Here is a 20,138-nt window from a genome sequence, read left to right as displayed (position 1 = left end):
TTGTTCCGGTTCGAACGGAACCTATGACGATCAAGGATTGATCACATGACATTGCCTGAATGCCCCCCGGTTTCCCCTGCGGAACTGGAGGCTCGCCTGCGCCTGCACCGCTTGCCGGAGCTGGGACCCAAACGTTTCATGACCCTGATGGAGGCCTTCGGCTCGGCTTCCAAAGCCCTCAGCGCGCCGGCCAGCGCATGGCGGGCGCTGGGGTTGCCCGTGGCGAGCGCCGAAGCCCGGCGCAACCCGGAGGTGCGCGACGGCGCCGCCCACGCATTGGCCTGGCTGGAGGGTTCGGGCCAGCATTTGCTGATGTGGGACCAGCCTGACTACCCGGCTCTGCTGGCACAGATCAGCGATGCGCCACCGCTGCTGTTCGCCGCTGGCGACCCTGCCATCCTGGAAAAACCGCAGCTGGCGATGGTGGGCAGTCGCCGGGCCTCGCGTCCGGGAATGGACACGGCAGCAGCGTTTTCCCGCAGCCTGGCCAGCGCCGGTTTTGTCATCACCAGCGGCCTGGCCCTGGGCATCGATGCGGCGGCTCATCAGGCGGCACTGGACGTTGGCGGGCACACCGTCGGGGTGCTGGGCACCGGGCTGGAAAATTTTTATCCACAGCGCAATCGTCGCTTGGCGGACGCGATGATTGCCCAAGGCAGCGCGGTGCTCTCGGAGTTTGCGTTGGACGCGCCGCCCCACGCCAGCCACTTTCCGCGCCGCAACCGGATCATCAGCGGTTTGTCCCTTGGCGTCCTGGTGGTCGAAGCCAGTGTCGCCAGCGGTTCGCTGATCACGGCGCGCCTGGCGGCGGAACAGGGGCGCGAGGTGTACGCCATTCCAGGCTCGATCCATCACCCGGGGGCCCGGGGTTGTCATCAATTGATCCGTGACGGTGCGGCGCTGGTGGAAACTGTCGAGCACATCCTCGAAGCCTTGCGTGGTTGGCAACGGCTGCCGCTGACCCTGGAACCGGAGCCTGTTACTCATCCGCTGTTGCGTCTGCTCCACGCCGCGCCGCTCACCAGCGAAGCGTTGGCCGAGGCCAGCGGCTGGGGATTGCCCAAAGTGCTGGCGGCGCTGACCGATCTGGAAATGGAGGGACGTGCCACGTCTGACAATGGCCGCTGGTTTGCGCGCACGCGCTAGGTTTTATAGGGAAGATCGGTAAACTGCGCACAGCCTTATCTTGTGTTGCGGAGAATCTTTCATGGTCAACAGTTGGCGTGTGCAACAAGCCGCGCGAGAAATTCGCGCCGGGGCGGTGATTGCCTATCCAACCGAAGCGGTATGGGGCCTGGGTTGCGATCCATGGAACGAGGAGGCGGTGGAGCGCCTGCTGGCGATCAAATCGCGGCTGCCCGATAAGGGGCTGATCCTGGTGGCGGATAACATTCACCAGTTCGACTTCCTGTTCGAAGACTTCCCCGACACCTGGATGGACCGCATGGCCAGCACCTGGCCGGGACCCAACACCTGGCTGGTACCGCACCAGAACCTGCTGCCGGAATGGATCACCGGGGTGCACGATACGGTTGCGTTGCGGGTCAGCGATCACCCCACCGTGCGGGACTTGTGTTCGCTGGTCGGGCCGCTGGTATCCACCTCGGCCAACCCCCAAGGCCGCCCGGCGGCGCGCACGCGGATTCGCGTCGAGCAGTATTTCCGCGGGCAGATCGACCTGGTACTCGGCGGCAACCTCGGCGGGCGCAAGAACCCCAGCGTGATTCGCGACCTGGCCACCGGAAAAGTGGTTCGGCCGGACTGAGCCCGGTCGCACCCTCCGGATTCAATACCTATCCAATGTGTGAGCGAGCCTGCTCGCGACGGCGCCGGGTCAGACGAATGAGTGTTGTCTGATACACCGCCATCGCGAGCAGGCTCGCTCCCACAGGGTTTGTGTTACCACAGACCCTATGCACACCACAGAGGTTTTGTGTTGCCACAGCACTTATGCACACCACCATTTCAAGGCAGCAGGATCGTCGACCCCGTCGTGCGCCGCGCCGACAATTCGGCCTGGGCCTTGGCCGCTTCCGCCAATGGATAACGCTGATTGATATCCACCGTAAGCTTGCCGCTGCTGATCATCCCGAACAGTTCATCGGCCATGCGCTGCAGGTTTTCGGCGTTGTTGGCGTAAGTCGCCAGGGTCGGGCGGGTTACGTACAGCGAGCCCTTTGCTGACAGAATCCCCAGGTTCACGCCGTCCACCGCCCCCGAGGCATTGCCGAAGCTCACCAGCAGGCCACGGGGCGCGACGCAATCGAGCGAGGTCAGCCAGGTGTCCTTGCCAACCCCGTCGTACACCACGGGCACTTTCTTGCCGTCAGTCAATTCCAGCACACGCTGTGCGACGTTTTCCTTGCTGTAATCGATGGTTTCCCAGGCGCCATGGGCTTTGGCAACGGCCGCTTTTTCCGCCGAGCTCACCGTACCGATCAGCTTCACGCCCAGGGCCTTGGCCCATTGGCAGGCCAGGGAGCCGACGCCGCCGGCAGCGGCATGGAACAGGATGGTTTCGCCGCCTTTGAGCTCATAGGTCTGGCGCAACAGATACTGCACCGTCAGCCCCTTGAGCATGACGCCGGCAGCCTGTTCGAAGCTGATGGATTCAGGCAGATGCACCAGGTTGGCCTCGGGCAACACATGCACATCGCTATAGGCGCCCAGCGGACCGCTGCCATAGGCCACCCGATCGCCCACCTTGAACCGGGTGACGTCTGAGCCGACCGCCTCGACCACACCCGCACCCTCGGCGCCCAGGCCCGAAGGCAGGGCCGGCGGAGGATAAAGACCACTGCGGTAATAGGTGTCGATGAAATTCAGGCCGATGGCCCGGTTGCTCACGCGCACCTGCTGCGGGCCTGGTTCGGCAGGTTGGTAATCCACGTACTCAAGCACTTCGGGGCCGCCGTGGGAACTGAACTGGATACGTTTGGCCATCTTCACTTTCTCCTTGTCGCAGGACTTTTTACCAAGCCTGACATCGGACTCCTAAGCTTGACCTTCGTCAACTGTGGCGTGGACAAGTGCGGTGGTATCCTGTGCGCCCATTGGCCACCGGCCCGCTGTACGCCGCGTAGCCCAGTCCTGATCAAAGGGGGTGTCATGACCACTCGCACCGAGGCCGTGAAAGCCTATCTGCTCGACCTGCAAGACCGCATCTGCGCTGCACTGGAAGCCGAAGACGGCGGCACTCGCTTCGTCGAAGACGCCTGGACCCGGCCTGCCGGCGGTGGCGGTCGCACCCGGGTGCTGGAGAACGGTACGGTCATTGAAAAGGGCGGGGTCAACTTTTCCCACGTCTTCGGCAGCGGTCTCCCACCCTCGGCCAGTGCCCATCGGCCGGAACTGGCCGGACGCGGTTTCGAAGCCCTGGGCGTGTCGCTGGTCATCCACCCGCACAATCCCCACGTGCCAACCTCCCACGCCAACGTACGCTTTTTCAGCGCGGAAAAGGAAGGCGAAGAACCGGTCTGGTGGTTCGGCGGTGGCTTCGACCTGACGCCGTACTACGGCGTCGCCGAAGACTGCGTTCACTGGCACCGCGTGGCCGAACAGGCCTGTGCGCCGTTTGGCCCGGAGGTGTATCCGCGCTACAAGGCCTGGTGCGACAGCTATTTCCACCTCAAGCATCGGAACGAACCCCGGGGTATCGGCGGCCTGTTTTTCGATGACCTGAACGAGTGGGGGTTCGATACCTGCTTCGCCTTCATCCGTGCGATCGGCGATGCCTACATCGAGGCCTACCTGCCCATCGTGCGCCGTCGCAAACACGAGCCGTTCACCGCCAAGCAACGAGAGTTCCAGGAGTTCCGCCGCGGTCGCTACGTGGAGTTCAACCTGGTCTACGACCGCGGCACCCTGTTCGGGCTGCAATCAGGCGGACGGACCGAGTCGATCCTGATGTCCTTGCCGCCGCAGGTACGCTGGGGTTACGACTGGAAAGCCGAGCCGGGCAGCGAAGAAGCACGCCTGACCGAGTACTTCCTGCAGGATCGCGATTGGCTGGCGCAGGCCTGAACGGAGACTGACCCGATGACCATGGACCGCTACGTTGTAATGGGTAATCCCATCGGCCACAGCAAGTCGCCGTTGATCCATCGCCTGTTTGCCGAACAGACCGGGCAAACACTGGACTACAGCACCCTTCTGGCCCCCCTGGATGATTTTGCCGGCTGCGCGCGGGAATTTTTCCGCGAGGGACGTGGAGCGAATGTCACCGTACCGTTCAAGGAAGACGCTTTCCGACTGGCCGACAGCCTGACCGAGCGGGCGCAGCGGGCCGGGGCAGTCAATACCCTGAGCAAGTTGGCCGATGGTCGTCTGTTGGGCGACAACACCGACGGGGCCGGGCTGGTGCGGGACCTGACCGTCAATGCCGGTTTCAGCCTCAAGGGCAAACGCATCCTGGTGCTGGGGGCCGGAGGCGCGGTACGCGGCGCCCTGGAGCCGCTGCTGGCCGAGGCGCCGGCGTCGGTGATCATCGCCAACCGTACGGTGGAAAAAGCTGAACTGCTGGCCGAATTGTTCGCAGACCTGGGCCCGGTTTCGGCCAGTGGTTTCGATTGGCTGCAGGAGCCGGTGGACTTGATCATCAACGCCACGTCCGCGAGCCTGTCAGGGGATGTTCCGCCGATTGCAGGAAGCCTGATCGAACCCGGCAAGACTGTTTGCTACGACATGATGTATGGCAAGGAGCCTACTTCATTCTGCCGCTGGGCCCACGAACAGGGCGCCGCGGTGGCGATGGACGGCCTGGGCATGTTGGCGGAACAGGCGGGTGAAGCGTTCTACCTGTGGCGCGGCGTGCGCCCGGACACCGCGCCGGTGCTGGCCGAATTACGCCGACAGCTGGCGCTGTAAACCCCTGTGGGAGCAAAGCTTGCTCGCGAGACAGACGCCTCGGTTTCCAACAGACCGGGGCGCTTTCATCGCGAGCAAGCTTTGCTCCCACAGCGCTGACCGTATCAATCCTCAAAGTGAATCGGGCACCTCTCCGGCCCTTCCAGCTTCTTCAATTCCTCCACCACGTGGGGCTTGGCCTTGCGCAAGGTCAGGCTGCGCCCTTGAGCACCCAGACGGCGGGCTTCCTGGTGCAGCATTTCCACCCCTGAGTAATCGATGAAGTTGATTTGCTGGGCATCGATCACCACCCGTTGCCCTTGCAAGCGTTGCAGGCGCACCTGCAGATAATGACTGGCCCCGAAGAAGATCGAACCGCCGACCCGCAGGACATCCGCCTCGCCTTCGTGGGCATGGTGCACCCGCGGTTGTGACGTGCGCTTGAGGTAGAAAAACAGCGACACCAGCACACCGGCGTAAATAGCGGTTTGCAACTCCAGCAGCAACGTGGCCAGGCAAGTCAGGCTCATCACCACGAATTCGGCCGGGCTCACGCGGTACAACGCCCGGATGCCGCGATGGTCTACCAGCCCCCAGGCGATCAGCAGAATGCTGCCGGCCATCGCCGGAATCGGGATGTGCGAAATCAGTTTCGCACCCGCGACGGCAAACAAGGCGACCCACAGTGCCGAGAACACTCCGGCCAGGGGCGAACAGGCCCCTGCGTCGTAACTGAGGCCGGAACGGGTAAAGGAACCGGCCGACAGGGAGCCGGAGAAGAATCCGCCAACGATGTTGGAAAGCCCCTGCGCCCTGACCTCCTGGTTGGCGTCGAGCAATTGCCCGGAGCGCACCGACAACGAACGGGCAATGGACAGGCTGGTGACCAGCCCGAGCATCCCCACCGCGACGGCACCGGGGAGCAGGCGCAGCATCAGGTCCAGGTCCAGGGTCAGCGCAGTGAATGGCGGCAGGCGCCCGGCAAAGGCGCTGACCAGCGCCACATGCCCAAACATGGCCGGCCACAACCAGACCACCAGGCTGCTGATGACCAGGGTTATCAACAGACTCGGCCAGCGTGGCAGCAGCCGCTTGAGCAGCACACCCAGGGCCAGCGTCACCAAGCCCAACAACAACGAAGGCTTGTCCACAGCCCCGAGGTGACTGAGCAACATCAGCACGCTCTTCAAGGCCGTGGCCTCGTTCGGCAGATCGAGCCCCATCAGGTTCGGCAACTGCCCCAGTGCAATCACCACCGCAGCGCCCAGGGTGAAACCGAGCACCACCGAGTGCGAGACGAAGTTCACCAAGGCGCCGAAACGCAACAGGCCTAACAACCATTGGAAAATGCCCGCCAGTACCGTCAGCAGCAGGATCAGAGTGATGTAGTCCTGGGTCGCAGGCATGGCCAGAGGGCTGACACTGGCGTACAGGACAATGGAGATCGCCGCCGTAGGACCGCAGATCAGATGCCATGACGACCCCCACAGGCAGGCAATCAGCACCGGCACGATCGCGGCGTACAAGCCGTACTCAGGGGGCAGACCGGCAATCAGGGCGTAGGCAATGGACTGCGGCAACGCCAGGATCGCACCGCTCAAACCCACGATCAGGTCACGGCTAACGCTGGCCCGGGTCTGCCGGGGCAGCCAGCTCAGGAAAGGGAACAGTGAATGGCGGGTGGGGATTGCCATGGGGCCTCAAGGATGGGGGTTGAGAACAAGAGTATCAGGACCAGGCACCGTTCTCCCTGTGGCGAGGGGATTTATCCCCTCGCCACAAAAGTGCTCCGGATCACCTTCTGAGGGCTTATCCGGAGCACACGGGTCATCAGAGCTTGGCCTTCACCGCCGCCAACGCCTCCTGGCCATCCATCGTCTTCACGCCATCCAGCCATTTGTCCAACACCGCCGGGTTGGCCTTGATCCAGGCCTTGGCCGCCTCGGCATTGCTGAGCTTCTTGTTCGCCACGTCAGCCATGATGCTGTTTTCCATTTCCTGAGTGAAGCTCAGGTTGGTCAACAGCTTGCCCACGTTCGGGCAGGCCTGTGCATAACCTTTGCGGGTCAGGGTATAGACGCTGCCCGTATCACCGAAGTACTTCTCGCCGCCCTTGAGGTAATGCATTTTCAGTTGCACGTTCATCGGGTGTGGCGTCCAGCCGAGAAAGGTCACGAATTTCTGTTTCTTCACGGCCCGGGCCACTTCGGCCAGCATCGCCTGCTCGCTGGACTCCACCAGTTTCCACTCGCCCATGCCGAAATCGTTGGTCTTGATGATCTCCTTCAGGGAGAGGTTTGCCGGCGCGCCGGAACCGATGCCGTAGATTTTCTTCTCGAACTTGTCGGCGAACTTGTTCAGGTCGGCAAAGTTATGCACACCAGCGTCCCAGACGTAGTCCGGAACGGCCAGGGTGAATTCGGTGCCGTCCAGGTTCTTGGCCAGCTGCGTGACATCCCCGTTAGCTACGAATTTGTCATAGAACCCCTGCTGCGCCGGCATCCAGTTGCCCAGGAACACATCGACCTGGCCATCCTTGAGGCCGCCGAAAGTGATCGGCACCGCCAGAGTGTCAACCTTGGGCTTGTAGCCCATGCCCTCCAACAGGAAACCGGTGATGGCATTGGTCGCCGCGATATCGCTCCAACCCGGGTCAGCCATCTTTACCGTCTCGCAGCTCTGCTCGGCCCACGCCGAAGCGCTGCTCAACGCCAACAGCCCAGCGGCCAGTACTGTGGATAACTTTTGCATGTGCTTCCCCTTACGTTATTGGTTTTGGCAGGGTTGTGGATAACGGGCCTTGCGCTCCAGATCGTCGAGGTCGATGTGGTTACGCATGTATTGCTGACTGGCATCCACCAGCGGCTGGTGATCCCAGCTCTTGAGTTTGCCCAGGGTCAGCGCCTGGGCGACGAAACGACGGCGCCGCTGGCTGGCGAGCACTTGGCGATGAATGGTCGGAATGTCCCACTTGGCCCTGGCTTCAGCGAGAAACGCGGCGAACAGGGTTTGGTGCTCCGGTGATTGGCTGAGATCTTCCAGTTCCCTGGGGTCGTTACGGACATCGAACAACAGGCACGGATCATCTTCGCTGTAGATGAATTTCCACTGGCCGCGGCGGATCATCATCAACGGGCTGATGGTGCCCTCGGCCATGTATTCACCAAAGACTTCATCGTGCCCGCCCTGCCCTTGCAGGTGCGGCACCAGCGACCGGCCGTCCAGCGGCAAGCCGGGCTCCAGCGTGCCACCAGCCAGCTCCACCAGGGTAGGCAACAAGTCGGCGGTGGAAACCGCCGCGCTGACCCGGCCGCTGGCAAATTGACCCGGCGCGCTGACCAGCAGCGGCACCCGCGCCGACATCTCAAACCAGTGCATTTTGTACCAAAGGCCTTTTTCGCCGAGCATATCTCCATGATCGCCGGAGAATACGATGATCGTATCCTCCATCAGGCCGGTGTCCTCAAGGGTCTGCAGCAGCTTGCCAATGTTGCTGTCGATGTAGCTGCAAGCGCCGAAGTAGGCCCGGCGGGCATCGCGAATCTTATCCACAGGTAGCGGTTTGTCCCACAGGTCATAGACCTTCAGCAATCGCTGGGAGTGTGGGTCGAGCTCGGTCTGCGCCGGTGTTTGCGGCAGTGGGATGTCGTTGTCGTCATACAGATCCCAGAACGCCTTGGGAATCGTGTACGGGTCGTGTGGATGAGTCATCGATACGGTCAGGCAGAACGGTTGGTCGCCGTCCTCACGAATGTGGTCGAACAGGTACTGCTGCGCCTTGAACACCACTTCTTCGTCGAAATCCAGCTGGTTGGTGCGCACGCACGGCCCGGCCTGCAACACCGACGACATGTTGTGGTACCAGCTCGGCCGCACGTCCGGCTCATCCCAGTTCACGGCCCAGCCGTAGTCGGCCGGGTAAATGTCGCTGGTCAGGCGCTCTTCGTAGCCGTGCAGCTGGTCCGGCCCGCAGAAGTGCATCTTGCCGGAAAGCGCCGTGCGGTAGCCCAGGCGCCGCAGGTAATGGGCATATGTCGGGACGTCGGCCGGAAAATCCGCCGCGTTGTCATAGGCGCCGATCTTGCTCGGCAACTGGCCGCTCACCAGGGTAAAGCGCGACGGCGCACACAGCGGACTGTTGCAGTACGCAGCATCGAACACCACGCCCTGGTCGGCCAGGCGCGACAGATTCGGCAGCTTGATCGGCGAAGGACCGTAGATCGGCAACATTGGCGCGGCCATCTGATCGGCCATGATGAAAAGAATATTCTTGCGCTTCATGTAATCGCGGCATTCCATAGTGAGCGGTTATGCGAAATTGCTGCGATTGAGCATGTCCCCCCAACCTATTGGGGTAAAGCCCATGCAGGATAATGACTAGGATAAGCACAGCTTATGTATGACGCCTTGGGTGACCTGTCCCTGGATCTATTTCGGGCCTTCGAAGCCGCGGCCCGGCAACGAAGCTTTACGGCGGCCGCCATTGAGTTGGGTACTACACAACCGGCCATCAGCCAGCAAATCAAACGCCTGGAGGAACAGCTCGGCACGCGGTTGTTCGATCGCATTTACCGTGGCATTGAACTGACCGAGGCCGGGACGACGCTGTTCGAACAAGTTCAGGCAGGTTTGCAGAATATCGACGCGGGATTGAGCGCAATCACCGCTCAACATCAGCATGAGGTGTTGCAGGTCGCCACCGATTTCGCCTTCGCCGCCTACTGGCTGATGCCGCGCCTGCATCGTTTTCACGCCGCCAACCCGCAGGTGGACGTTAGCCTGGTGACCAGCGAGCGCAACCACAACATGTTGCGCACCGATATCGATGTTGCCGTGCTGTTCGGCGATGGTCGCTTCAAACAGGGTGAAAGTCGCTGGTTGTTCAGCGAAGAAGTCTTTCCGGTGTGCAGCCCGTTGCTGCTCAAGGAACGCCCCCTGCCCTTGCCCGCCCAGGCCTTGTCGGAGTTCCCCCTGTTGCACCTGCGCAGCGGCAACAGCAGTCACTGGTTCGACTGGAATGGCGTCTTCCGCGAGTTGGGCATCACCTCACCACCGGCGCCTGGGCAACTGCGTTTCGACAACTACACCTTGCTGATCCAGGCGGCGATTGGCGGACAAGGTGTTGCCATCGGTTGGCGCCACCTTGTGGATAACTTATTGGCCCAAGGCCTGTTGTGTCGTCCCATCGCCGAGACGGTGCTGTCGCGCCTGGGGTATTACGTGGTCCTGCCCCAGCGTAAACGGCGTGGGGCACTGATCCGACAGTTTGTGGACTGGCTGATGGAAGAACAGGCCAACAGCGGCGAGTCGCTCACGGGGTTGCCGTTGCCGTCCATTGCTGTTTGAGATGTGCGGGTGAAGGCACTTCCATAGCCAAAGAAAACTACTGTGGCGAGGGGATTTATCCCCGCTGGGGCGCGAAGCGGCCCTGTTTTTTTTTTGGGGCTGCTTCGCAGCCCAGCGGGGATAAATCCCCTCGCCACAAACAGCAATCCTCACCACAGGTTTTGCACGGTCGTCAGGTGGCGGCTACAAAGCTGACATGCTGGCCCACGTGCAGATTCAAGCGCAGCTCATCGGCAATGCCGACGGCCACCCGGTTGAGCCGCTCCAGGGACTCGGCCATACCCGGCTCCAGACTGGTGCTGACCTGGGTGAAATGCTCGATGCCCAACCCGGCGGCAGCATAAGGCGAGTTGATGAGGGTCCATTGCAATCTGCTGTTTCGCAGGGCATCGAGGATTTCCTCGGCGGCATGACGCTGCAAATCATCTTCGCCCTCCTCCTCGTCGAGCACGGCGAAATCGCCCACCAGAAACAGCCGGGAAATGTTCACCGCCTGCATCCCGGCGATCAGCGCATCCACCGCCAATACCTGCTCCACCGGGCCCGGAACCAGCGTGCGCTCCACGTGCTCGCTGTTCATCGGCAGCCCCGGCGCATTAAGCAGACAGACCACCGCATCGGCGCCGGCAACGCTTTGCTTGACCCGCTCGGGGTCGTAGAGGTCCCCCGTCTTGGTCCGCAGGCCCGGACGCGGCGCCAAGGCCGTGAGATCATCGAGAACGGCAATGACTTCATGCTGGCGTCGCAGCATTTCAGCCATCAACGCACTTCCGAGGCTGCTCATGGCACCATAGAGCACCATTTTGATCACCGGGGTTTCGGCGTTTTTCATGGCTGTTTTTCCCTTTTTTTTACCGCGTGTAAGCCTCTGACCTGCGGGAAACGGCGAGGGTTCGCAAGGAGTGACAATGCAACGGATCAAGGGCTACCACGCCCACGTTTACTTCGATGCCAGCACCATCGACCAGGCACGGGTACTGTGTGAGGAAGCGTCGCGTCTGTTTCCGCTGAAAATGGGCCGCGTCCACGAGCGCCCCGTCGGCCCCCATCCAGACTGGAGCTGTCAGTTGTCGTTCGATCCGCAGTACATCGGCGTGGTACTGCCGTGGCTGGCGCTCTATCGCAAAGGGCTGGTGATCTTTCTTCACCCGAACACCGGCGATGAGCTGGCAGACCACACCGACCATGCGATCTGGATGGGGGCGATGCGGCCGTTGGATCTTTCGGTGTTCTGAAATGTACTGAGACAGGACGACCTGTGGGAGCAAAGCTTGCTCGCGACAAGGGGCACTCGATATGCAGGACGAGCGCGTCAGCTTCATCGCGGGCAAGCCTTGCTCCCACTGCCTTGCTCCACTGCCTTGCTCCCACAGCCTTGCTCCCGCAGACCCCGACCAGCGGAAAAAAACCATTGCCTGCGGCGAAAGCTGGCTGAAAGCTTGCGCGATTAGGATCGCCTCACTACCGGCAAAAGACCGGTGGCCAGAAACGGGTCTCCACGAACCGCTTGGCCGTTTTAACAACAACAATGGTGATTCTGATGTCCGCTGCTACCCGTCCAGTTGCACTCACTCCATTCGTCCGCCTCGTGTCTCACGTTCTGCGCTGACCTGTCCGGTTCGCCTTAACCTCGCCGCGCCACGCCTGGAGTATTTCCCATGCTGACTTTCCTTGGCTTCGCCATGGTCATCACGTTCATGTTCCTGATCATGACCAAGCGCCTGTCCGCGCTGATCGCCCTGATCATTATTCCGATCCTGTTCGCTCTGTTCGGTGGCTTTGCGCCGAAGATCGGCCCGATGATGCTCGAAGGCATCACCAAGCTCGCCCCGACCGGGGTCATGCTGATGTTCGCGATTCTCTATTTTGCCCTGATGATCGACTCCGGCCTGTTCGACCCGGCCGTGCGCAAAATCCTCAAGCTGGTCAAGGGTGACCCGCTGAAAGTTTCGGTCGGTACCGCCGTTCTGGCGCTCGTCGTTTCCCTCGATGGTGACGGCGCGACCACTTACATGATCTGCGTGGCCGCGATGCTGCCACTCTACAGCCGCATCGGCATGAGCCCTAGAATCATGGCCGGCCTGATCATCCTCGCTGGCGGCGTCATGAACATGACCCCCTGGGGCGGCCCGACGGCCCGCGCGGCCAGTGCGTTGCACGTGGATCCATCCGACATCTTCGTGCCGATGATTCCTGCAATGGCGTTCGGTGTGGTGGCGATCCTGGCGATTGCCTACATGTATGGCAAACGCGAACGTGCGCGCCTGGGTGAATTGCACCTGGCCCATGATGAAATCGACCATAGCGAAATCAGCGTTTCCCAGTTCCCTGACGCCCGCCGTCCAAAGCTGATCTGGTTCAACGGTGCCTTGACCCTCGTCCTGATGTGCGCCCTGATCGCCGGCCTGTTACCGCTGCCGGTGCTGTTCATGGTGGCCTTCAGTATCGCGATGATCGTCAACTACCCGTGCCTGCAACAGCAGAAAGACCGCGTTGCGGCGCACGCCGGCAGCGTACTGGCGGTGGTCGGGCTGATTTTCGCGGCAGGTATCTTCACCGGTATCCTGTCCGGTACCGGCATGGTCGACGCCATGTCCAAGAGCCTGCTGGCGGTGATCCCGGACTTCCTCGGTCCGTACCTGGCGGTGATTACCGCACTGGCGAGCATGCCGTTCACGTTCTTCATGTCTAACGATGCATTTTATTACGGGGTGTTACCGGTTCTCGCCGAAGCCGCCAGCCACTATGGCATCACTGCGGTGGAAATGGCCCGTGCCTCGATCGTCGGCCAGCCCGTCCACCTGTTGAGCCCGCTGGTTCCGTCCACCTACCTGCTGGTGGCCCTGGCCGGGATCGAGTTCGGTGATCACCAGCGTTTCACCCTGAAGTGGGCAGTGCTGGTTTGCCTGTGCATAATGGTCGCCGCCTTGCTGATGGGGATCTTTCCGCTGTTCAGCACTCTATAAAAGCAATGCCCGCAGCGTCGCCGCTTTGGTCAACCCGAAGCGCGGCGCGGCCTAACACTCGTTCAAAGGAACTCACATGGAATGGCTGACCAACCCGGAAATCTGGGTTGCCTTCTTTACCCTGACCGCCCTGGAAATCGTCCTGGGCATCGATAACATCATCATGATCTCGATCCTGGTCAGCCGCATGCCCAAGCACATGCAGGCGCGCACCCGGATCTTCGGTCTGGCCCTGGCCATGATCACGCGGATCCTGTTGCTGCTGTCCATCACCTGGGTTATGCGCCTGACCGCCGATTTGTTCGAAGTGTTCGGCCAGGGCATCTCCGGTCGCGACCTGATCCTGTTCTTCGGTGGCCTGTTCCTGCTGTGGAAAAGCTCCCAGGAGATGTACCACGCGCTGGAAGGCGACGACGAAAGCGACGATCAGCCTTCGGGCAAGGGTGGCAACTTCCTCTACACCATCATCCAGATCGCGATCATCGACATCGTGTTTTCCCTGGACTCGGTCATCACCGCCGTCGGTATGGTCTCCCATGTGCCGGTGATGGTGGCGGCGATCATCGTGGCCGTACTGGTGATGATGCTGGCCTCGGGCACCATCAGTGAGTTCATCGACAAGCATCCATCGCTGAAGATGCTGGCGCTGTCGTTCCTGCTGGTGGTCGGTACCGTGCTGATCGCCGAGTCGTTCGACGTCCACGTGCCCAAAGGCTACGTCTACTTCGCCATGGCGTTCTCCCTGGCCGTGGAGGCGATCAACATCAAGATGCGCACCGCGATTGCGCGCAAGCGCAAGCAGCAGGATCCGGTGAAACTGCGCAAGGATGTTCCGGGTCAATAACTGGACGGAGCAATGAACGAAGGGGCTCTTGGAGCCCCTTTTTCATGCCCGCAGGAAAGTTGCCCTGGACCCCGGACCTGTGGGAGCGAGCCTGCTCGCGATAGCGTCCTTTCAGTCACAACAGTATCGATTGACACACCGCTATCGCGAGCAGGCTCGCTCCCACAGGGTTTGCGGTGCTTTTCATGACAGATTTGTTTCAAACGACTCTTTAGCTGTGCAATGCTGGCGTCCGAACCGTTCGCCAACTACAGCTTAAGTACAACGAAGAACGATGTGGCATCGTCAACTTGTCTCTTTGAGACACTAACAGGGGGCCTCTCATGCTGACCCTGCTGAATCTACTCTCTGCCGTGGCCATGCTGATCTGGGGTACGCATATCGTCCGTACCGGCATCCTGCGTGTCTATGGCTCCAACCTGCGCCACGTCATCGGCCAGAACATGTCTCGACGCTGGCTGGCATTTGTCGCCGGTATCATGGTCACCGCCATGGTCCAGAGCAGCAACGCCACGGCCATGCTGGTCACCTCGTTTGTCGGCCAGGGGTTGATGGCGCTGACCCCTGCCCTGGCGACCATGCTCGGCGCCGACGTCGGCACGGCGTTGATGGCCCGGGTGCTGACCCTCGACTTGTCGTGGTTATCGCCGCTGCTGATTTTCCTCGGAGTGATTTTTTTCCTGTCGCGTAAACAGACCCGCGTCGGGCAAATGGGCCGCGTCTCCATCGGCCTGGGCCTGATCATCCTCGCGCTGCAATTGATCGTCGAAGCCGCCGCGCCCATCACCCAGGCCCAAGGCGTGAAGGTGATATTTGCCTCACTGACCGGCGACATCCTGCTCGATGCGTTGGTGGGTGCGCTGTTCGCCATGATTTCCTATTCGAGCCTGGCCGCCGTGTTGCTCACCGCAACCCTGGCCGGCGCGGCCGTGATCAGCCTGCCGGTGGCCATCGGCCTGGTGATCGGCGCCAACATCGGCAGCGGCGTGCTGGCATTTCTCAGCACCAGCATGCAGAACGCCGCCGGACGTCAGGTGGCGCTGGGCAGCCTGCTGTACAAGCTGATCGGATTGTTGCTGATCATTCCAGCGCTCGACCCGCTGGTGGGGTGGCTGGACAGCCTGGATTTCAGCCCCCAGGAAACCGTCATCGGCTTTCACCTGTTCTACAACTCCGTGCGTTGCCTGGTGCTGCTGCCCAGCGTCGCGCCGATGGCCAAGCTGTGCGCCTGGCTCCTGCCGGAGCGCGCCGAAACCAATGGCACGGCCAAGCCCCGGCACCTGGATCCCACGGCCCTCGTCACGCCGAGCCTGGCCCTGGCGAACGCAGCCCGGGAGACATTGCGCATCGGCGACCTGATTGAAAACATGCTCGAAGCCATGCTCGACGTGTTGCGCGGCCAGCAGACGGCGCTCACTCAGGAAGTTCGGGGCGTGGGCGATGATGTCGAGGTACTGTGCAGTGCCATCAAGTTGTACATGGCCCAAATGCCCCGCGAAGACCTCAGTGAGCAGGACAGCCGGCGATGGGCAGAGATCATTGAGCTGGCGATCAACCTGAAGCTCGGCAGCGACCTCATCGAACGTATGCTGCGCAAGGTCCAGCAGCAGAAGACCTCGCAACGCCTGTCCTTTTCCGAGGTGGGCCTGGAAGAATTGGCAGGGCTGCACAGCCATTTGATCGCCAACCTGCGACTGGGCTTGTCGGTGTTCCTCAGTGGCGATCGGGAAAGCGCCCGTCAGTTGCTGCGCGAGAAACGGCGCTTTCGCGCCCAGGAAAGGCGGATGGCCCATGCCCATGTCAGTCGCTTGCAGCGCAAGATCGTACAAAGCCTGGAGACCAGTGCCCTGCACCTGGAGCTGATTGCTGATATGCGACGTCTCAACTCGCTGTTCTGCGGCAGCGCCTATGTGGTGCTGGAAACTGCCGAAATCGGTGCCTTGGCGGCGGATGAAATATCCGACATCACCCACTCGCCTTGAACATCTGACGTATTGTTCAGTCAGTAGGGTTGGACTGTCAGTCGCCAGGAAGCCGTTTATGCGTGGTCTGTTATTCGCTCTTTTCTTGTTCGGTTCGCTGCCTGCGGTAGCCCTCGACCGGTTCCAGGTCGAGGGCTACACGCTGCCCAACGGTATGCAGTTGCTGCTCAAGCCCGGTAGCGAACGCGGTCACGTCGCCATCCGGCTGGTGGTCGGCGTGGGCCTGGATGACTTCAGCTGCGCCGACAAGGAACTGCCGCACCTGCTCGAACATGCGCTGTTCAGCGGGATCGACGAGGGCGGCGAAGGCGCCTTGGAAGAACGGATGCAGGCACTGGGCGGCGAATGGAATGCCTTCACCAGCAATGCCGACACCACCTTTGTCATCGAGGCGCCGGCGAGCAACCAGCGCAAGATCCTCGATCTTCTGCTGGCGGTGCTGACGCGCACCCGCATCGACGAGAAGGCCCTGGAGGCGGCGAAACAGGTAGTTGAACGCGAGGACGGCGGCCACTACACCCACCTGCAACGCTGGCTCGACCGCCAGGACCTGGGACACAAGGCCAGCAACCAGTTGGCAGTGGAACTGGGCCTGCGTTGCGCGGAACGGGCCGAGGTCGAGCACCACACTCTCGCCCGGCTCGAACAGGTTCGCAAGGCCTGGTATGCACCGAACAACATGACATTGATCGTGGTCGGCGACCTCGATCGCTTGCTGCCGGCCTACCTGGAGCGCACCTACGGCACACTCAAACCAGTCGAACCCAGCGTCCATGAGGCATTGCCACAGATCCGCTACAGCGCCGTGACCAAGCGCAACCTGATCCGCAGCCTGGTGGGTGATGGCGCCAAGCTGCACTGGTTGTTCCCCGAGCCGGTACTGGAACAGCAACACGACGAAACCTTCGACCTGCTCAAGAACTATCTGGACTGGGCGCTCTATCGCCAACTGCGCCTGGCCCGGGGCCTGTCCTATGGGCCATGGGTGGAGCGGGAGGTGTTCGGCGGCGTCGGTTTCCTCAGCCTGAACGCGGACCTGGCTCGTGAGGACCTGCCGCAAGCCGAGCAGGCGCTCGAAGAATTGCGCAGGGCGTTACTCAAGGACGGGCTGGACCCTGACAGCTTCATGCGCATCAAGCGCGCAGCCATCGCCCACCAGACCTGGGCGGTTCAAGGTAACAGTGCGCTGGCCGATTATTACTGGGGCGCCCTGGGCGACTATGAAGACGGCCGCTTCGCCAACCCGGCCGTGCGCTTGCAGAGGGTGAGCCTGGAACAAGCCAACCAGGCCCTGCGCGAACTACTCAAGGACCCGGGCTACCTGCGCATCGAGAAGCCGCTGCTCAGTGATGATGAGCTGGTGTGGGGGGTGAGCGGCCTGCTGGGGTTGTTGCTGCTGGGGCTGGTGGTATGGCGGCTGCGTCGCCGGATTTGAGGCAACAAGACGTGAAGACGCAAAGCCGGTGGGAGCAAGGCTTGCCCGCGATGAAGTTGATGAAGTCTTTCTGAATAGCATCGCCTGCGTCGCGAGCAGGCTTTGCTCCCACAGTCCCTGACCACAGAAGCGGATGAGAGCCTCGCCATGCAGGTGCCTGGACGATACTCTGTCGGGGATATTTCCTACGACTTACTGTGAAACCGCCTAATGCAGACCCTGACTCATTACATCCAGCGCATCCTTGAACTGATGAAGCGCTACCCAGGGGTCATTGCGCTCGGCGGTTTCATCTCCGGTGCCGGCAGTTTCATACTGGTGGACCGCCAGCAGGGCCTGGCAACCTGGATCGCCATCCTGATGCTGGTGAGCTGGCTCTGGCTGATGCTGGAAAACAGCCTGACCCGGCTGTTCACACGCATTTTCAAGCGGGAAATACCGCAGCCGTTGCTGCGTTACGCCACACAGATGATTCATCAGGAAAGCCTGTTTTTTGTCCTGCCGTTTTTCCTGATCACCACCACCTGGAACAGCAGCCAGCTGATTTTCACCGGGTTGCTGGGGGCGTCAGGGCTGATTTCGATCACCGATCCGCTGTATTACAAATGGCTGGCGCCCCGACGCTGGGCGTTCCTGGCATTGCACACGCTGACGCTGTTCGCCGCCCTGCTCACCGCGCTGCCGATCATCATGCACCTGACCACCGACCAGAGCTTCAAGCTGGCGCTGGGCATCTCCATGCTGTTGTCGTTCCCGAGCCTGGCTTCGATCTTTCCGATCCGCACGGTGCGCAACGCGCTGGCGATTCTGTGCATCACCCTGGGGATTGGCGCTGTCGGATGGATGCTGCGTTCCTGGGTACCACCGGCCACCCTGTGGATGACCGAAGTGGCGATCAGCACACAGTTGGAGGACCGCACACCCGGCGACAGCCTCAAGGAAGTCAGCGCCGCCCAGATCCGCGGCAACGGCCTGTATGCCTATACCGCCATCAATGCACCGCGGGGGCTGGACGAACGGATCTATCACGTGTGGCAGTTCAACGGCAAAGAAGTGGACCGCATCGCCCTGGACATTCATGGCGGGCGCAAGGAAGGTTATCGCGCCTGGACCCACAAGCAGAACTTCCCGGACAACCCGACGGGCAAATGGCAGGTACGGGTACTGACAGAAAACGGACAGATGATCGGGGTGCTGCGCTTCAACGTAACCGAATGAGCAGGATAAGCCCTGATACCAGTCAGTTAAGGATCAAACGACGCAAAACCCGTGGGAGCAAAGCTTGCTCGCGATTGCGGTAAGTCAGTCAGCAACAATGTGACTGGTCTGTCGCTATCGCGAGCAAGCTTTGCTCCTACATTAGGTTTGTGGCTTGACAGACTTGCATTAGGGCAAGCCCACTCCCACAGAAACTCGTTGTCAGCCGAAGAACCAGTAGCAGACCCCGATGGCCCCCAGCACACCGGCCAACTCCGCCAGCAGCGCACAGCCCACCGCATGCCGCGCCCGCTGGATGCCCACGGCACCGAAGTACACCGCCAGGACATAGAACGTGGTCTCGGTGCTGCCCTGGACGGTCGCCGCCAACAGGGCCGGGAAACTGTCCACGCCGGAAGTCTTCATGGTTTCAATCAGCATCGCCCGTGCGGCGCTGCCGGAGAACGGCTTGACCATGGCAGTCGGCAAGGCGTCGACAAAGCGTGTATCCCAGCCGGCCCACTGCACCAGGTGCCGAATACCATCCAGACCAAAATCCAGTGCCCCCGAAGCCCGCAATACACCGACCGCGCACAGCATCGCCACCAGGTAAGGCAGCAAGCTCTTGGCAACGTCGAACCCCTCCTTGGCACCCTCGATAAACGCTTCGTACACCTTGACCTTGCGCAGGGCTCCCACCACCAGGAACAGGATGATCAGGCCGAACAGCGTCAAGTTGCCGAGGATCGAGGACAGGCTCGCCAGGGCCGTCGCCGAGAGCGTCGCCAGCAACGCCATGAAACCGCCCAGCGCCAGCGCACCAGGGATCAGATAAGCCAGCACCACCGGATCCCATAGACGCAGGCGTTGCATGAATGCCACCGACAACAGCCCCACCAGGGTGGAACAACTGGTGGCGAGCAGGATCGGCAGGAACACCAGGGTCGGGTCCGGCGCGCCTTGCTGGGCGCGGTACATGAAGATCGTCACCGGCAGCAACGTCAGCGACGAGGCATTGAGCACCAGGAACAGGATCTGTGCGTTGCTGGCGATGGTCGGGTTGGGATTCAGGTCCTGCAAGGCGCGCATAGCCTTCAGGCCGATGGGGGTAGCGGCGTTGTCCAGGCCCAGGCCGTTGGCGGCGAAATTGAGCGTAATCAGGCCAATGGTCGGATGGCCCGGCGGCACTTCCGGCATCAGCCGCAGGAACAGCGGGCCGAGGGCCTTGGCCAGCCAGTCGACGATGCCGGCCTTTTCGGCTATTCGCAGGAATCCCAGCCACAGGGTCAAGGTACCGAACAGCACGACCATCACCTCCACCGACAGCTTGGCCATGGCAAAGATGCTTTCCACCATCGCCGCGAAGATGCCGGCGTTGCCACCCACCAGCCACTGCATCAGCGCCGAGACGGCCGCCACGATAAAGAAGCCAAGCCACAGGCCATTGAGCATCGGTTAAATCCCCCGGAAGATGCCGCGAATGATAGCGGGGCCAGCAGAAACGACAAACCCCGGATTTCTCC

Annotated in this window: 17 protein-coding genes; 11 read left to right on the top strand and 6 right to left on the bottom strand. The window is 61.5% G+C overall.

Features of this window, described 5'->3' with window-relative positions; translation table 11 throughout:
• Positions 1–45 precede the first annotated feature (45 nt).
• Entirely contained in the window at positions 46–1,146 is a 1,101-nt protein-coding gene (gene dprA, locus QZH45_RS01350) for a DNA-processing protein DprA (protein WP_024778437.1), read from the top strand.
• 61 nt (positions 1,147–1,207) lie between these two features.
• Positions 1,208–1,765 carry an L-threonylcarbamoyladenylate synthase gene (locus QZH45_RS01345; protein WP_003196294.1) on the top strand — a complete coding sequence of 186 codons (558 nt, stop codon included), beginning with the start codon at positions 1,208–1,210 and terminating at the stop codon, positions 1,763–1,765.
• A gap of 200 nt (positions 1,766–1,965) precedes the next feature.
• On the opposite strand, the gene QZH45_RS01340 is transcribed toward QZH45_RS01345, so the two are convergent.
• Positions 1,966–2,943 carry an NADPH:quinone reductase gene (locus tag QZH45_RS01340; RefSeq protein WP_055135674.1) on the bottom strand — a complete coding sequence of 326 codons (978 nt, stop codon included), beginning with the start codon at positions 2,941–2,943 and terminating at the stop codon, positions 1,966–1,968.
• A 165-nt stretch (positions 2,944–3,108) separates the two neighbouring features.
• Here QZH45_RS01340 and hemF point away from each other — a divergent pair, with 165 nt between their 5' ends.
• A complete protein-coding gene (hemF, locus tag QZH45_RS01335) occupies positions 3,109–4,023 on the top strand; it encodes an oxygen-dependent coproporphyrinogen oxidase (RefSeq protein WP_024778435.1) in 915 nt (304 codons plus the stop codon).
• Between the two features lie 21 nt (positions 4,024–4,044).
• Entirely contained in the window at positions 4,045–4,866 is an 822-nt protein-coding gene (gene aroE, locus QZH45_RS01330) for a shikimate dehydrogenase (protein ID WP_055135683.1), read from the top strand.
• 104 nt (positions 4,867–4,970) lie between these two features.
• Here the strand turns inward: aroE and QZH45_RS01325 are convergent, their stop codons facing one another.
• The 3 genes from QZH45_RS01325 to betC all read right to left on the bottom strand — a co-directional run bounded on the left by QZH45_RS01325 (position 4,971) and on the right by betC (position 9,126).
• The gene (locus tag QZH45_RS01325; RefSeq protein ID WP_055135673.1) at positions 4,971–6,539 is read right to left on the bottom strand and encodes a SulP family inorganic anion transporter; all 1,569 of its coding nucleotides are present in this window, start codon (positions 6,537–6,539) and stop codon (positions 4,971–4,973) included.
• Positions 6,540–6,675: 136 nt separating this feature from the next.
• Positions 6,676–7,596 (bottom strand): choline ABC transporter substrate-binding protein, encoded by a 921-nt coding sequence (gene choX / locus QZH45_RS01320; RefSeq protein ID WP_055135672.1) that lies wholly within the window; start codon positions 7,594–7,596, stop codon positions 6,676–6,678.
• 15 nt (positions 7,597–7,611) lie between these two features.
• Positions 7,612–9,126: a choline-sulfatase gene (betC, locus tag QZH45_RS01315; RefSeq protein WP_055135671.1), complete on the bottom strand. Its 1,515-nt coding sequence runs from the start codon at positions 9,124–9,126 to the stop codon at positions 7,612–7,614.
• A 114-nt stretch (positions 9,127–9,240) separates the two neighbouring features.
• On the opposite strand from betC, the gene QZH45_RS01310 reads away from it, so the two are divergent.
• The gene (locus QZH45_RS01310) at positions 9,241–10,191 is read left to right on the top strand and encodes a choline sulfate utilization transcriptional regulator (RefSeq protein WP_024778430.1); all 951 of its coding nucleotides are present in this window, start codon (positions 9,241–9,243) and stop codon (positions 10,189–10,191) included.
• Positions 10,192–10,363: 172 nt separating this feature from the next.
• On the opposite strand, the gene QZH45_RS01305 is transcribed toward QZH45_RS01310, so the two are convergent.
• Positions 10,364–11,023 carry an NAD(P)-dependent oxidoreductase gene (locus QZH45_RS01305; protein WP_024778429.1) on the bottom strand — a complete coding sequence of 220 codons (660 nt, stop codon included), beginning with the start codon at positions 11,021–11,023 and terminating at the stop codon, positions 10,364–10,366.
• 76 nt (positions 11,024–11,099) lie between these two features.
• Between QZH45_RS01305 and QZH45_RS01300 the strand changes: the two genes are divergently transcribed.
• The 6 genes from QZH45_RS01300 (at position 11,100) to QZH45_RS01275 (ending at position 18,636) form a co-directional block, all read left to right on the top strand.
• Positions 11,100–11,426 carry a DOPA 4,5-dioxygenase family protein gene (locus QZH45_RS01300; protein WP_053191962.1) on the top strand — a complete coding sequence of 109 codons (327 nt, stop codon included), beginning with the start codon at positions 11,100–11,102 and terminating at the stop codon, positions 11,424–11,426.
• Positions 11,427–11,849: 423 nt separating this feature from the next.
• A complete protein-coding gene (locus QZH45_RS01295) occupies positions 11,850–13,157 on the top strand; it encodes a CitMHS family transporter (RefSeq protein WP_069018372.1) in 1,308 nt (435 codons plus the stop codon).
• 76 nt (positions 13,158–13,233) lie between these two features.
• On the top strand, positions 13,234–14,001 hold the full coding sequence (locus QZH45_RS01290) for a TerC family protein (protein ID WP_024778426.1): 768 nt from the start codon (positions 13,234–13,236) through the stop codon (positions 13,999–14,001).
• A 323-nt stretch (positions 14,002–14,324) separates the two neighbouring features.
• On the top strand, positions 14,325–15,983 hold the full coding sequence (locus tag QZH45_RS01285; RefSeq protein ID WP_024778425.1) for a Na/Pi cotransporter family protein: 1,659 nt from the start codon (positions 14,325–14,327) through the stop codon (positions 15,981–15,983).
• Between the two features lie 58 nt (positions 15,984–16,041).
• On the top strand, positions 16,042–17,418 hold the full coding sequence (locus tag QZH45_RS01280) for a M16 family metallopeptidase (RefSeq protein WP_055135670.1): 1,377 nt from the start codon (positions 16,042–16,044) through the stop codon (positions 17,416–17,418).
• 210 nt (positions 17,419–17,628) lie between these two features.
• Complete coding sequence (locus QZH45_RS01275) at positions 17,629–18,636, top strand: DUF5924 family protein (protein ID WP_024778423.1); 1,008 nt, start codon at positions 17,629–17,631, stop codon at positions 18,634–18,636.
• 201 nt (positions 18,637–18,837) lie between these two features.
• Here the strand turns inward: QZH45_RS01275 and QZH45_RS01270 are convergent, their stop codons facing one another.
• Positions 18,838–20,067: a nucleoside recognition domain-containing protein gene (locus QZH45_RS01270; protein WP_055136135.1), complete on the bottom strand. Its 1,230-nt coding sequence runs from the start codon at positions 20,065–20,067 to the stop codon at positions 18,838–18,840.
• Between the last annotated feature and the right edge of the window lie 71 nt (positions 20,068–20,138).

The sequence above is a fragment of the Pseudomonas corrugata genome (genome assembly GCF_050920615.1).
GTDB classification, from domain to species: Bacteria; Pseudomonadota; Gammaproteobacteria; order Pseudomonadales; family Pseudomonadaceae; genus Aquipseudomonas; species Aquipseudomonas corrugata.
Note: the sequence above shows the minus strand (reverse complement) of the source record. Positions and strands in the feature narration are given on the sequence as shown.